Source organism: Nitriliruptor alkaliphilus DSM 45188 (assembly GCF_000969705.1).
In the GTDB taxonomy this organism is placed as follows: domain Bacteria; phylum Actinomycetota; class Nitriliruptoria; order Nitriliruptorales; family Nitriliruptoraceae; genus Nitriliruptor; species Nitriliruptor alkaliphilus.
On record NZ_KQ033901.1, the window covers coordinates 2,790,293 to 2,804,230 of the forward strand.

Consider the following 13,938-nt stretch of genomic DNA (forward strand, 5'->3'; position numbering starts at 1 on the left):
CGGCCACCCCACCCGAGCGAGCAACTCCCGTGCCCCGGACCTACTTCACCCGCACCTTCGTGCGCTAGACGATACGAAGTGGTGACGCGCCGCGCCTCTACCCGTCGAAGGCGTCGTCTGGGGCGGCTCGGCCGCGACGAGGAATGACCTCGGCGACCATCGGAGCGCCGCGAGGCTAACGCTCGAAGCTCGTCGGTGGTGGCGACTCTGCGGCCAAGGGTTCCGTTGGGCCGGCGTCATCGGTCAGGAACTGGTCCAGTGTTGGCGTGTCGGTCTCCTCGTCGGACGCCTGCTCATCAGTCTCGTCCGGAACGTCCAGCTCGCGGCGCTCGTATCGCTCGCGCACACGCGTGTGATACGTGACCGGGGTGACGGTGAGGACCTGCTCGATGAGGCGGCGCAGAAAGGGACCAGCCTGTAGGTCTGTCGGGACCGGGTCGTTGTCGATGGTGACGACCGGGTCGGCGGCCGTGTGGTCCCACGCCACTAGGACTAGGGCCGTAGCGGTGTAGCCCCGCGTCTCTGTCGTCTCCTGGAGCTTGCGGACCATGTCTTTGGTTCGCTCGAACGCATCGGGCTCGTCGTCGAGGATGGTCGAGCGTTGCACGAAGAGATAGCCCGTGGCAGCTAGCGGGTGGCGCTCCCGCAGGTTGGCTGCGTCGCCTAGCGCCTCCTCGAAGCGGTTCGGAAGGTTCTTGCCGAAGGAGGAGACCTGGGTCTTGGTGCTGACGAGCAGCTCAGGTCCCGTCTTCCAGCGGGAGATACAAACGTCCACCTGTTTGTCGTATGCCCGTCCGAGGATGCGAGCGTCCGCCGGCGTGATGTCGGCCAGGTCGACAACGCGGCGCGTGACCTCGTCGCGGAGTCCGCGGTAACCCGGCGGGTTCTTCGGCAACTTGGCTACGAGCTTCGCAACGTCCGCGGGGAGGACCCGGGGCATGGCTGGCCGCGGCCAGACCTCCTCGTCTGTGAAGCCGGCTCGGCGGAGCTCCATGCTCAGCCACAGGTCGGTGGCTTTCGCGAAGGCCCCGCTCTCGCTTACGGCCCCGGCCTTCGTGGGCAGAGTGAGCAGCTTGGAGAGCAGTTCGTAGTCCGGGCCATAGGTCGGGGTTTCGTCTCGTGCGTGGAGCCACGGGTCCGCCAACACGTAGCCCTCTAGTGCGGGCTCAAGTTCACTCATCTTGTCTGGGCTACGAGCCACGAGGCTTCCCTCCGCGAGCGAGCCGCCGGCCCGACAGCTCTGCGTAGGCGTCTTGAAGGCCCCTGACGGCGCGGACGCTGACGCCGAGATGGTCGACTAGGAGGGTTCGGTCCACGAGGTCGACGGCCGCACCCAGGTCGCCGGCTTCAAGCCGTCGTAGGACGCGAGGGCGCAGCGCGGCGAGGTCACGGCGGGCCGACTCAAGGACGTGAGGGGCAGGGACGGGGAGCCTGTCTGCCTCGCGCGGCTCAAGCTTGAGCATCCCGCCACCGTAGGCACGTCCCACCGTCTCGGCACCTACGAGCGTCAACGAGTTCAGCGCCGCTAGCGGGAGCAGGTCCATGCCGAGCCTACGTAGGTCCGCCTTCAAGTAGACGCCGTGGACTGAGTTGAGGTGATGGACCCGTGCCCGGTTCGTACAGAGCCGGGGCGTGTCCGCGTTCATGTACGTGAGAAGTAGGTCCGCCGGTCGTTGTAGGGGCACGCGCCACCACGGGGTTCGGACCCGGCACTTGTACGCATGATGGACGCCGGTCTGCTCCCCGGCCGCGATGTAGTCGCGCGCCGGCCTCGAAGGTGAGCCGTCAGGTCGGAACAGCCACGTCGCCGCGCCAGCGTCCCCCAGGCGAGTGAGGCCCTCGGTGGAGAGCGTCAGCTTCCGCAGGTGTCGAGAGCCGGGCGGCGACAACGGAAGGAGGTCATGCGCGAGAAGACCTAGCTCACCCACCCGTTGCGGCGATAGGGCGAAGTACCGGTTGGAACCGGTGACCATGCCGAGCGTGGTGTCACCCCACGTTTCCAGGTCGGTGAAGTGCTCCGAGCCGGCGAGGCGGCCGTAGGTGCGTAGGGCGCGGGTGGGCAACAGTGAGGGCGTCCACTTGTCCTCTGGGCTCGCGGGCGTCCAGCGACGCGCCACGGTCGCGGAAGATAGGTCGTCGGCGTTGCACGCCTGGAATGCGTTGAAGTGGTCGGTGGGTCCCTCGCCGTAGCCGTCGGCCATCAGCAGGACGACCTCTTCCTGAGCGGCTGGAAAGACGCGCTCATGGAAGAACATGAGGTCCACGCTGCGGAAGCGGTTCAGGAGGAAGCGGCGGACCTCGGCGGCGTAGTTGACGGCCAGCAGCTCAGCCGGAAGGACGAGAGCGAGCCGACCGCCACGGCGTAGGAAGAGCGCCGAGTGCACCGTGAAGGCTGCCCAAGACGACGCCAGGTTGGTCAGCGGCACACCGGCACGCAGCGCGACCTCCCTCGACCGGCTCCGCGAGAGGCCCGTGAACTCCTGGTAGCGCACGTATGGCGGATTGCCGACCACAGCGTCGTAGTCGCCGGTCGGTTCGAAGGTGAAGAAGTCTCCCGCGCTGACCGTTGCATCGACACCCGCGTCCTGGAGAAGCCGCCGAGCTGCCTCCGCGGATGCCTCGTGCAACTCGACGCCGTCGAGGTGCGGAGTCACCTCTGAGCCCGCCACGTCGCGAAGGGCTCGAAGTCGATCGACGGCCGCGAGGAGGAAGGCGGCCTCACCGCACGACGGCTCCAGAATGCGGTCGGCGGGCTCGCGGACCGCCCAGTCCGTTAGGTATCGGGCCAGGGGCTCCGGCGTGAAGAACGCACCCCGAGCCTTCCGGAGCGCAGCGGTGTCGACGGATGGCGTGGGAGGCAGCATGGCGCGGAGTCTGCCGCATGGGGGTGACGCGCCCAACCACCGCAGACGGTCCGGCCGCCGAACGCAAGTAGCGCCCCGAAGAAGGCTCCGCGTGGTACGGGAGCCCCTCCGGGGCGCGTCAGGCGGCCACCGCCTCTGTTGGACGTGGCTTCGGTTGTCGGCGTCGCGGCGGGTAGACGTAGGCGTGGAAGTCCTCTCCGAGCAGCTCGCGGAGAACAGCGAGCGCCTCCCCCCGCTCGCGCATGACCGTGTGCCGGGAGATGCCGAGGACACTGCCTGCCTGAACGTCGGTCAGCCGGGAGCCGGGCTCGGCCATCACCGTCAGGTCCAGCACGCGGCGAGCACGCGGAGCAAGCGCCTGGAGCGCCAGGTCCAGCAGAAGGCGAACGACCGGGTCCGGGAACGTGCGCCCCGGCCGGTACGTCACCGGGACAGAACGAGCGAGCCGGTCCGGACCACCGGCTACGGACGTCACGGCTTCGTTCGCGGCCCAGCGCTTGACGGCGCGGACGGCGTGGAAGGTCTCGGGGTCCATCCCGGTCCGGGAACGGCACACGGATGCACCGGCCTCTTCGGTGTCCCCGGAGTTGCGGAGCCCCGCGGCCACCTTCCGGAAGGTGGTGTCAGGGACCGGCATCGGGCCGGACCAAGCCGCGACCTCGGCCGCCATCGCGGCCTCCACCGGACGGCGGGCGTGGGTGTAGAGACGGACGCCACGGTCCAGGTCGAAGGTCTCCAGGGCCTCCAGGAAGGCGATGGCGCCGACCGAGGCGAGGTCCTCCCACGAGGTCCGGGGCGCGAGCCTCACGCGGCGGTGGGCTTCACGGCGAAGCCACGGGAGTTGCGAGCACAGGAGCCGGGTAACGGCGGCCTGGTCCCCGTCCTGCGCTCGCGGGACGAGGGTGCGCTCCTGGTCGGAGCTGAGCGGGGGCATGGAGCGAAGGCGCACAGCGGCAATCTCCAAGGCGAGCGGTAGGGAGCGTCGTCCACAGGTGGTGTGCGCGGTTGCGCGGATGTGTCGCAGGTGGGAGGTACAAGTTCTGAAGAGCCCGGAACCTCGCCCCGTCGGTATGGAGGTCCCTCCGATGGTCAAGAACTCGCAGAAGCCCCAGGTCGCCTACGAAGTGGAAGCGGACGATGGCTCCGACCTAGTCATCTACCGCGACCGAGCACCCGCGGAGCAGCACGTCCGCATCCTCGAAGACCACGGAGTCGAGGCTCGGGTCCGCACGTTGGACCTGGCCGTGAGGGTTCCCCGCTACAAGTCGGTCTTCGTGGTCCAGGTGGACCTCGGGGCGGTCGACGTTCAGTACCGAAAGCCACGCGCCGTGAAGCGGGTGCTTTTCGAGGACCATCCGCACTTCGGGAAGGAGTTGCCCTACGTCGCGGAACGTGGGACCTGGGTCACCGTCTACGCCCGAACCCCAGAGGACTCCCTCTCTCAGCTCTACGGCTTCATAGAAGCTCAGGGGTACACGTCGTTGACGGCGAGCTGGCGGGAGGCCTCGTGAGCGGGGAGCCTCCTAGTCGACCCTTTCGGCCGGGGCGGCCACTCCCACCACCCAGGAGTACCGGACGGAGTTCAGGGCTAGGACCGGTCGAGCGCCGAGCGATACGGGCGCAATCAAGAGAGAAGGCTGCGCGCGGTGTGCCGGTCGAAATCAAGGGCGATGCATCCAACGTGGCGGCCTTCCTCGATGGCCTGCGGGATGCGGGCGTCGAGGTGATTGGAGCGCAAGCTCCGGGTGTCCACCCGTGGGCCACGCACGTCCTTCTCGGTCGCGTCATGACAATGAAGGAGGTGGCAGCCACGCACCTCCAGCGGCGACCAGACCGGGACGCCCTGAGCGTGACGTTCCTGACGGCGTAGGTGTTGCCGGTCCCGAACCCCCTATGCCCGTACACAGGGGCGTGTGCTATGCCAACCGACGCCCCGGGGAGGGGGGAGGGGGGAGGCCCTCCCCACCCCTCAGCGACCAGCCCCAGGGACCAGCCCAGGGTGAGGCTCCCCGTGGGGCCGTCGGCGGGCGCGTTGTCTTCGAGCTTCAACGCCTTCACGCGCCGTCTTCGCTAGATGATGAGCGCGACAGAGGGACTGAAGGTTCGTCTCGCGGTGGTCGTCCCCGGCTTCGACGTGGTCCACGTCGGTCGCGGAGGACCCGCACCCCGGCCACTGGCACCGCCACCCATCACGCACCAGGACCCGCAGGCGTCGGGCCTTCCAGTCAGCCGGAAGGCGGTCGCGGCGGGTCGAGCCCTGCCAGGAGGGCGAGGTACGCGGGCGCACGGGGACGGCCTGTAGGTCGACAGGGGGAGGCGAAGGACCCCCCTATGGGGCCACGCAGGACCCCCTAGCCCGTCGCGCAGCCCCCCGCGGTTCAGTTCGGGGCGTATGGGTCAGCGGGGAGCGCCGCACCCCCACGGTCAGGAGGCCCGTGAGGGAGGGCGCGGGTGACCTCGCCGAGCGCGTCCTGGCAGCGCGAGCAGCGAGGAAGGCGGGCGGCCGGGACGGGTGCGCTCAGACCTCTCCTGCCCGAGAGGGAGCCGCAGCACCGCCGGCCGCCGGGCGCCACGAGGCGCCGCGTAACGCCGGAGAGGAGACAGGCCGCGTGCGAGGGCACGGCTCGCGCGCGGATGCCCGCGTTCCTCTCCGGCCCGTCCGGGCCGAAGCGCCGGACGGAAGCTGAAGCCGGCGAGGCTCCCCGTCCTCGCCGGTCAGGCTCGCGATGTTTCGCGAGCGTCTCCTGAGCAATCTTCCGGGCTCGAAGACCCGGCCGCGTGGGAGCCCGCGGACCTCGGTCCGACCCGGTCCGAGGGAGTTCAGCGGCCCGGGCAGCGGGCCGCGTAGAGCGGTGTGAGGTCAGCGCGTGGCGACCTCAGCGTTGCGTTCGGTGAGGCTGGCGGCGCGACGTGCGTCGGCCTCGGCGTACAGGGTGGCGGTCTTCGCGTCGCGGTCGCGCGCCTCTCGGATGGTCGCGAGGACGACGGGGTCCTGGGCCGGGTCCACCTCAGCGCAGAGGGTGCGGTAGGTGTCCAGGAGGCGGACCGTCTCCGCGGTCGCGGCCCACAGGTCGCTCGCCCGGTTGGGCTTCGCGGCGCCGGAGAAGTGGACCTCGTGAACGGGCGCGTCCAGCCGGGACACCACCCCGTCAGCGGCGTTCTTCGTCTCGAAGGACGGGGACGGTCCCGCCAGGGCGTAGACCCCGGCCGCATCCAGGGCACGCAGGGACGTCAGGGTCCCAAGCGCCCGGGAGCGGGCCACGCGGGCGGCCTCGAAGGCGTCCGCGGCAGCCTGGACCTCCGCCGCGTACCGCTCGGCCACCGCGGCCCGGATGGTCTCCCGGTTCGCCAGGACGGCTTCGTCCACCGCTGCGGCGGCCGGCTCCAGCTCGCGGAAGAGACGCTCCGCGACCTTCGCCAGGTGCCGTCCCCGTGCCAGGTGTTCGGTTCGGTTCGGTTCGGGTTCGGTCACCGGCTCGCCGGCAGCCACCGCGGCCTCCACCCGGCGGGTGTAGTCCGCCTCGGTGTAGGCCCAAGCGGGCCAGTCCTCGGCCGCGTCCAGCGCCTCGGTGAAGCGGTCGGCAGCAGCCGCGTAGGACTTGTTCGCGGCGACCACCGCGCGGACCTTCAGCGCCTCGGGGGTCAGCAGCGAGGGCGCGGGGAGGGTGCGAGTCAGCAGGCTCGCCAGGAGCGGGTTCTCGTCGTGCGTGGTCATCGGTTCTCCAGGGGCAGGGCGGCCGGGCAGACCGCAGCGGCAGGACGGCACGAGGCCGCCGACGGCGCCCAGACGGCGCCGAGAAGGGGTCAGACGGCAGAGCCGCCCGAGGGCTCCGGCGCCCGTCAAGGCGCCGAGGCGAGGTCAGGAGTTCGGGAGCGTCACGGGCCAGCCCCACTCCCCGCGGCGCTTCACGTCGCGCCCGAGGACCTCGCGGGCCAGCCGGTAGAACGCCGGCCGGGCGAGAGGGTCAGTCGTTGTCTCGGTGTAGGCGGCGTGCAGCGCGCCCCGCAGCGTCCAGCCTCCAGCGTCCAGGGAAGCGAGGAAGGTCTCCGCGGCGCTCCCCGTAGAAGCGGCGGCGTCCGGGACGCGAACCTCGTCCACACCGGACAGGACACGCAGGACCGAGCGGAGCCGGCGCGAGGACTGGAAGGCGTTCAGCGTCTCTGCCAGGCGGGGCGCGTCACCGGGGCCGACCTTGACCGCAGCGCAGGCGGCATCGGCCAGGTCCGCCAGCGTCCACTCCGCCTGACGGCCGTCGATGCGGCGCCAGTCGCTGCCGCCGACCGAGCGCTCCCAGACGTCGGCGCCGGGATGCCAACGCAGCCGACCGGCGAGCACCCCGGAGGCCAGCAGGAAGCGGGCGAGGTTCACGTCGGAGAGCCCCCGGGCGTCGGTACGCAGGACCGCGAGGAGGTCGAAGGGCGCCGAGCGGGAGACGCCGGAGGGCGAGGGCGCCCGGTCCCAGAGGCGGACCTCCTGGGCGTACAGACGTTCAGCAAGCGAGGGGGAGGTCATCGCGGCGTGCTCCTCGTGGTGTGTTGTGGTGGGGGCGGCCGGCACCGCCCACCACAAGCGACGCCGGCCGGGGGCGGAGCAGCTCGCGACGGGCGGCTCCGTTCCCACCTCTAACGTTGACCTGGCTACCCACACGCGCTCGGAGCTGCGCGCGACGGGCGTGCGGCATGAAGCGGGGGCAAACGATCGCCTGGACTTCCCCCTTGCCGGGGAGTCACAGATGGGCTCAAGGAGCCACCAGATGCACACCCCGCGTGGAACCAGTCAACGAGCGGGGGAAGGGGGAAATCGCCATACACACCACCTCCATACAAGTAATAGAGAGAGCGTCACTTGCGTCACTTCGACACCGCCTACGCCGGACGTCGGCGCGTAAGCGGCAGGAAGCCGCACGACGAAGCCCCCGACGCAGGACGCCGGGGGCCATTCGAACGCCGAGCGCGAGGTCAGGCGTCAGCCACCTCCAGGGCGGTCACCAGGGCGTCAGCCTCGCGGAGAGCGCGGAGCACCTCCTCGCCGGTCGCGACGTCATCGAGCAGGCCCGGGACGGCGGCGAACAACTCCAGGAAGGTCGCGTCCACCCAGGAGAGCGGCGCGGCGGTAGTAGCGTCGTGCTGGGTCATCGAGGGTTCCTCTCGGTGGTCCCGGCCTCGGCGTCGGTTCAGCGGCGCCGAGGCCACTCCGTTCCGAACGGGCGTCCGGGACGATGGTGCCTCGTGGACGTCAGTCCACGGTGACGGCGAGCCGGCGGCTCCCGTCGGACAGGTGCGCGACGACGGCCAGCGCGCCAGGACGTCCGGTCGCGTCCTCGAAGCGCCAGCGGCGCAGGAGGCCGTCCGCGACGTCCTCCGCGTCCTCCAGCGTCTCGAAGACGTCCTCAGGCGCGGGCAGCGCCGTGGCGTCGTTCACGCCAGCGCGGACCGTGTAGTGCATCGCGGTCAACGGCACCGCGGCGGTAGAAGCCTTGCTCGTGGTCATCGAGGGTTCCTCTCGGTGTCCTGGTCTCGGGCCGGTTCAGCAGCTCCGAGACCGCGTGTCCCCGGACGGTCGCCCGGGAAGTCCCGGTCAGCGCAGCAGCGCCGCCACCGTGTTCAGCCGCGCCACCGTGGCCGGCGGGTCGTGGAGCACCAGGCGGAGGACGGAATCCCACGCCGCGTCCTGGTCGTCGCCACGCGCGGCGCAGGTCCGCAGCGTGTCGCGGACGATGCCGCGGACGATGGCCTCCTCGGTCTCGTCATCCGCCCGGTACAGGCCCCACCACGCGAGCCCGTCGCCACCGCGGACCAGGAAGCCCACCGCCCGTTCCAGGCGGACGGTCGCCACCCGGCCAGGGCTGTCCAGCGCCGGAGAGGCGTAGGCCGGCGGGGCGAAGGCCAGCTCCGCGGGCTGCGCACGGTCAGTCATGACGCCACCTCCTCGGGGGCGGACGCCTCGCTCCACACGATGTGGAGCCGGCGTTCGGGGTCCCACCGCTGCCCCGTCTTCTCGGCCTTCCGCACCTCCACGCGGTCGATGCTCGCGGCGAGAGCAGCACGCCGAGCGTCGATGTTCAGGGAGTCCCAGCCTTCGCGAAGCTCCGCGGGGTCGAGGAGGGCGCCCAGGTCCGGCTCGTTCGCCCTCGCCTCCCGGAGTGCCGAAGCGGTGCGCTCGATGGCGTCGAGGAGCGGGTCACGCAACCTCGCGTACCGCTCGGCGCCCTCTGCGCCGCGGAACTCCGGGTCCAGGCGGAGGGCAGCGAGGTCATCGAGTCGCGCTTGGTGCTCTGCCAACTCAGCCTCCAGCGCATCGCGCTCGGCCGTTCCGAGCGGGTCCACAACGGGACGGCCGAGCAAGATGCCAGCGACATCGAGCAGGACCGGGTCGTCCGGCTCCATCGCCGCCCATCGCGAGAGGACGCGCTGAGTCACGTGGTCGTCCGCCCCGCGCTGAGTGACGGTGTTCCCCGGGCAATCCCCGCCCGTGGCACGCAAGGCGCAGGCGTACCGTTCGTTCGGAGGCGTGCCGCCTCCCGTCATCGCGGACCCGCACGCTCCGCACCGGACCACGCCGGTCAGGAGCGAGCGCGGCTTGCGGCCGGCCCCCCGCCCCTTCCCTCGACGCGGGGCCGCGCTCCTCGCCTCCAGAGCCCGGAGGAGCCGGCGACGCTCCGCCAGCGTCAACAGGGCCTCCCCACAGACGACGGGCTCCCGGGTCTCGGGGTCACGTGCAGGCTCCGTCGCACCCTTCTTCGCGGGCAACCAGCCCACGAGCGCCGGAGACCGAAGGAGCGTTGAGAGCGTCTGTGTCCGCCACGTCCCGCCACGTGCGGTGGTCGCGCCGGACTCCACGAGCCACTTCGTCACCTCGTAGAGGCTCGCACCCGAGATGATGCGCCCCACAGCATCGCGGAGGACAGGCCCGGTCTCCGGGTCTACCACGAGCCGTCCGGGCTCCACCTCGTCTGTCTCCACGAACGACGCCGGGTCGTTGCCGGGCTTCAGGGACCGCGTCGCGATGCGGAAGCCGTACGGAGGACGCCCACCCGGCCAGAGGCCCGAAGCCTTCCGGTGCGCCAATGCGGAACGCGTCCGGGTCGAGGTGTTCGCGGACTCCTGTCGTGCCTGCTCCGAGAGGATGGCAATCACCATGCGGTGACCCTGGACCGAGGAGTCCAGCCCATCCTGGACGAAGACGACGCGAGAGCCGACGGCTTCCAGGCGGTCCAGCACCTCGCCGACCTGTCCGATGCCTCGGCGTGACAGGCGGTCGAGCTTCCACACGTAGAGCGTCCGACCGGGCGACGACGTGACCCAGGAGACGGCCTTCTCGAAGCCGGGGCGACCGACGTCGGCTCGGTAGCCTGACACGAGGTCCGTGAAGACCTCAGCGACCGTGGCGCCGTCCACCGCGGCAGCCTTGCGGCAGTCAGCCTCCTGGCGCGCGGTAGACGTCTGCTCGTCTCGGTCCTTCGAGAGGCGGCGGTAGATGGCAGCGAGTGGCGATGAAGTCTCCATGAGGACGAAGGGTAGACCAGTCCGTTATTTCATTCGCACGTTCGGGTGCCAGATGAACGAGCACGACACCGGCCGTGCCGCCGGGCTGCTCGAGGCGGCCGGGTACCGGCGGGCGAGCTCCGAGCAGGACGCCGACCTGGTGCTGCTCAACACCTGCGCGGTCCGTGAGAACGCCGACAACCGGCTGTACGGCACGCTCGGGCACCTCAAGGGCCTCAAGGACGAGCGCCGCGCGGCCGGGTCGGACCTGACCATCGCCGTCGGTGGGTGCCTCGCGCAGAAGGACGGTGCGACGGTCGCTGACCGGGCGCCGTGGGTCGACGTGGTCTACGGGACCCACAACATCGGGGCGCTGCCGCAGTTGCTGGCCCAGGCCGACTCGGCGTCGCTGCCGGTAGTGGAACTGGTCGAGCAGCTCGAGACGTTCCCGTCGGCGTTGCCCGCCAAGCGCGAGGTGCGCCACCACGCGTGGGTCGCGATCTCGGTCGGCTGCGACAACTCATGCACGTTCTGCATCGTGCCGTCGCTGCGCGGTCCGGAACGCTCGCGCACGATGGGCGACATCGTCACCGAGGTCCGGGGCCTCGTCGCCGACGGGGTGATCGAGGTCACCCTCCTCGGACAGAACGTCAACTCCTACGGCCGTGACCTCGCCGGCCGGTCCCAGTTCGCGCCGCTGCTGCGCGAGCTCGGTGAGGTCGACGGGCTCGAGCGGGTCCGCTTCACCTCGCCGCACCCTCGTGACTTCACCGAGGAGGTGCTGCACGCGATGGCGGAGACGCCCAACGTGATGCCGCACCTGCACCTGCCGCTGCAGTCCGGATCGGACCGCCTGCTCCGGCTGATGCGGCGCTCGTACCGTCAGCGCCGGTACCTGAACCTGATCGCCCGGACCCGCGAGCTGCTGCCCGACGCCGCGCTGTCGACCGACCTGATCGTCGGCTTCCCGGGCGAGACCGAGGACGACTTCGCCGCCACCCTGGAGGTCGTCGAGCAGGTCCGCTTCGATCAGGCGTTCACCTTCCAGTACTCGCCGCGTCCGGGCACGCCGGCGGCCGAGCTGGTCGACCAGTTCGTGCCGCCCGAGGTCGTCAAGGACCGCTACGGCCGGCTCGAGCCGCTGGTGCGCCAGCACTCCCTCGAAGCCCACCAGCGCCTGGTCGGCACCACCCAGGAGCTGCTGGTCGAGTCGCCCTCGAAGACCGACGCGACGCGGTGGTCGGCCCGCACCCGGGGCAACCACCTCGTGCACCTGCCGGCACCGGACGGCTGGGTCGCCGGCAGCGGCGAGGTACCGGCCTACGGCCCCGGCGACCTCGTGACGGTCACCGTCCTCGAGGCAGCCCACAACTACGCGGTCGCCTCGACGCCCACGGCGGTCCGGCGGACCGCAGCGGGCCGCGCCACGGCCGAGGCGTTGGCCCGGGGCGAGGGGCACGCGCTGCCGCTCGACGCGCCGGCGACCGCGGGTGCGGGCCGTGCGCTGCCGCTGCTGGTCGGTGCGCCGACCAGCGACGCCTGAGCCACACGCGGCATCGGCGTGCGCCGCGCGCCGACGCCGTGCTGCCAGCGGAGAAGGTCGCGGTCGAGCCTCCCCTGCGGCGAGGAAGAGGGATGATGGTCGGACCACCAGACCGGCCCCGCGATGACCCGTCCACGCCTTGCAGCAGCGCTCCTGGTGTTCGCGCTCGTCGCCGCGCTCGGGCAGGGGACGGCCAGCGGCCCGGCGGAGGCTGCGACCGGGCGAGGCGGGTGCCCGAGCCACCGGGTGCCGGCCACGGGGTTCACCGACACGCTGAGCAGCATCCACCGGGCCGGCATCGACTGCGCCGTCTGGTGGGACGTGGTCCGCGGACGGACCGCCACCACGTTCGCGCCGTCGAGCCCCGTTACCCGCGGGCAGACCGCGGCGATGATCGCCCGGCTGCTGCGCACGACCGGTCACGCGCCCGCGTCGTGGCCCGCAGCGGGGTTCACCGACACCGTCGGGAGCCCGTTCGAGCGCGACATCGACCTGCTGGCCCACCTCGGGATCGTGAAGGGGACCTCGGCCACGCGCTTCCAGCCGGGCCGCTCGATCACCCGGGCACAGATGGCGTCGATCATCGCGCGGATGTTCGCCCACGGCTACGACTCGCCGCTCCCGCCCGGCCCGATGCCGTTCACCGACGTCGGTGCCGGCGATGTGCACCGCGACGCGATCGCGCGGCTCGTCGGCTCGGGCATCACCACGGGGGTCACCGCGACGACCTTCGCTCCGACCCGGATCGTCCCGCGGGCCCAGATGGCCTCGTTCGTGACACGGTCGGCCACGATCCTGGTCGACCGCTCCCTGGCGATGCTGCCGACCGCCCGTCCCCGCGCCGGTGACGCGTACGCGAGCCGGACCCGCGCCGCCTGGGTGCACCTCTTCGACGGCACGCTCAAGACGCGCGCCAACGTCCGCGCGATGGTCGACGAGCTCGCGACCGCCGACGCCAACGTCGTCTACGCCCAGGTCGTTCGCCGCCACGACGCCTACTACCCCTCGAACGTCCTGCCGCGCACGCCGGATCCCGCCGTGGCGGCGGGTTTCGACGTCGTCGCCGAGCTCATCACCGCCGCCCACGCGCGGGGCATCGAGGTACACGCCTGGTTCGGGGTCGCGCCGACCTGGCACGGCGTCTACACCAACCTCACCCCGCCGCCGGGGTGGATGTACACCGACCACGGTCCGCAGGCCCCCGTGGCCGACCGGTGGGTGACGCGCAGCCACGGCGGGACGTGGTCGACCTACCTCGATCCCGGGGTGCCACAGGTCCGCAGCCACGTCGCTGCCGTGGTGGGTGAGCTCGCGAAGCGGTACCGGGCGCTCGACGGCATCCACCTCGACTACGTGCGCTACGACGGGCCGGATCAGGGCTACAACCCGATCGCGCTCGACCGGTACCGCCAGGAGACCGGAGCGACCGGCAAGCCCGGCCCGACCGATCCCGCGTGGTCGGCATGGCGCCGCCAGCAGACGCAACGGATCGTCACGCAGGCGGCCGCGGCCATCGCCGCGTCGGGCAACCGGACGACGCTGTCGGCCGCGGTCATCTCGTGGGGCGACGGCCCCGCGACCCCCGACCGCGACGGGTTCCGCCGCTCCGCGGCCTACACCCGCACCTTCCAGGACTGGGACGACTGGGTGCGCAGCGAGCGGCTCGATGCGGTCGTACCCATGAACTACTTCCGCCAACAGGACCCCGCGCACGCGGCCTGGTTCTCGCGCTGGATCACCTACGAGCGGGCGCTGGCGGCCGGCTCGAGGACGCAGGTGGTGCCGGGGCCGGCCGGCTACCTCAACGCGCCGGGTGACGTGGTGGGACAGGTCCGCGCGGCGATGCGCGTCGATGGCGCCAGCGTCTACTCCTTCCAGCAGCCGACCGTCGACAGCAGCCGCGGAGTGTGGTCGAGCCTCGCCGGTACGCGTTGGGGGTACGCCCCCGTCCGCTGACGCCGCGCGCGGTGACGACGAGGTGGCTGGCCGCCAGCGGAGTGACGGGCCCGCTGCGGGGCGGCCTACCCTGCCGAGGATGGAGCCCTC

Annotated in this window: 13 protein-coding genes; 4 read left to right on the forward strand and 9 right to left on the reverse strand. The window is 71.4% G+C overall.

Annotated elements, in window-relative coordinates:
- Positions 1-175: 175 nt before the first annotated feature.
- The 3 genes from NITAL_RS13070 to NITAL_RS13080 all read right to left on the reverse strand — a co-directional run bounded on the left by NITAL_RS13070 (position 176) and on the right by NITAL_RS13080 (position 3,672).
- Positions 176-1,180: a hypothetical protein gene (locus NITAL_RS13070; protein ID WP_211262394.1), complete on the reverse strand. Its 1,005-nt coding sequence runs from the start codon at positions 1,178-1,180 to the stop codon at positions 176-178.
- A gap of 10 nt (positions 1,181-1,190) precedes the next feature.
- Entirely contained in the window at positions 1,191-2,864 is a 1,674-nt protein-coding gene (locus NITAL_RS13075; RefSeq protein WP_211262395.1) for an N-6 DNA methylase, read from the reverse strand.
- A 118-nt stretch (positions 2,865-2,982) separates the two neighbouring features.
- Positions 2,983-3,672 (reverse strand): hypothetical protein, encoded by a 690-nt coding sequence (locus NITAL_RS13080; protein WP_169786832.1) that lies wholly within the window; start codon positions 3,670-3,672, stop codon positions 2,983-2,985.
- Between the two features lie 277 nt (positions 3,673-3,949).
- Between NITAL_RS13080 and NITAL_RS13085 the strand changes: the two genes are divergently transcribed.
- Together NITAL_RS13085 and NITAL_RS28540 are read left to right on the forward strand one after the other, a co-directional pair.
- A complete protein-coding gene (locus NITAL_RS13085; protein WP_052666685.1) occupies positions 3,950-4,375 on the forward strand; it encodes a hypothetical protein in 426 nt (141 codons plus the stop codon).
- A 137-nt stretch (positions 4,376-4,512) separates the two neighbouring features.
- Positions 4,513-4,734: a hypothetical protein gene (locus NITAL_RS28540; protein WP_157041810.1), complete on the forward strand. Its 222-nt coding sequence runs from the start codon at positions 4,513-4,515 to the stop codon at positions 4,732-4,734.
- 990 nt (positions 4,735-5,724) lie between these two features.
- Here the strand turns inward: NITAL_RS28540 and NITAL_RS13095 are convergent.
- The 6 genes from NITAL_RS13095 to NITAL_RS13115 form a co-directional block, all read right to left on the reverse strand.
- Positions 5,725-6,579: a hypothetical protein gene (locus NITAL_RS13095; protein WP_052666689.1), complete on the reverse strand. Its 855-nt coding sequence runs from the start codon at positions 6,577-6,579 to the stop codon at positions 5,725-5,727.
- 144 nt (positions 6,580-6,723) lie between these two features.
- Positions 6,724-7,377: a hypothetical protein gene (locus tag NITAL_RS13100; RefSeq protein WP_052666690.1), complete on the reverse strand. Its 654-nt coding sequence runs from the start codon at positions 7,375-7,377 to the stop codon at positions 6,724-6,726.
- A 446-nt stretch (positions 7,378-7,823) separates the two neighbouring features.
- Complete coding sequence (locus NITAL_RS27305; RefSeq protein ID WP_157041811.1) at positions 7,824-8,000, reverse strand: hypothetical protein; 177 nt, start codon at positions 7,998-8,000, stop codon at positions 7,824-7,826.
- A gap of 100 nt (positions 8,001-8,100) precedes the next feature.
- Positions 8,101-8,355 (reverse strand): hypothetical protein, encoded by a 255-nt coding sequence (locus tag NITAL_RS13105; protein ID WP_157041812.1) that lies wholly within the window; start codon positions 8,353-8,355, stop codon positions 8,101-8,103.
- An 87-nt stretch (positions 8,356-8,442) separates the two neighbouring features.
- The gene (locus NITAL_RS13110; RefSeq protein ID WP_052666693.1) at positions 8,443-8,781 is read right to left on the reverse strand and encodes a hypothetical protein; all 339 of its coding nucleotides are present in this window, start codon (positions 8,779-8,781) and stop codon (positions 8,443-8,445) included.
- On the reverse strand, positions 8,778-10,370 hold the full coding sequence (locus tag NITAL_RS13115) for a recombinase family protein (RefSeq protein ID WP_052666695.1): 1,593 nt from the start codon (positions 10,368-10,370) through the stop codon (positions 8,778-8,780). The genes NITAL_RS13110 and NITAL_RS13115 overlap by 4 nt, the downstream gene beginning before the upstream one ends.
- A 52-nt stretch (positions 10,371-10,422) precedes the next feature.
- On the opposite strand from NITAL_RS13115, the gene miaB reads away from it, so the two are divergent.
- Together miaB and NITAL_RS13125 are read left to right on the forward strand one after the other, a co-directional pair.
- Complete coding sequence (miaB, locus tag NITAL_RS13120; RefSeq protein WP_052666697.1) at positions 10,423-11,892, forward strand: tRNA (N6-isopentenyl adenosine(37)-C2)-methylthiotransferase MiaB; 1,470 nt, start codon at positions 10,423-10,425, stop codon at positions 11,890-11,892.
- Between the two features lie 123 nt (positions 11,893-12,015).
- Positions 12,016-13,848 (forward strand): glycoside hydrolase family 10-like protein, encoded by a 1,833-nt coding sequence (locus NITAL_RS13125; protein ID WP_083441537.1) that lies wholly within the window; start codon positions 12,016-12,018, stop codon positions 13,846-13,848.
- Positions 13,849-13,938 lie beyond the last annotated feature (90 nt).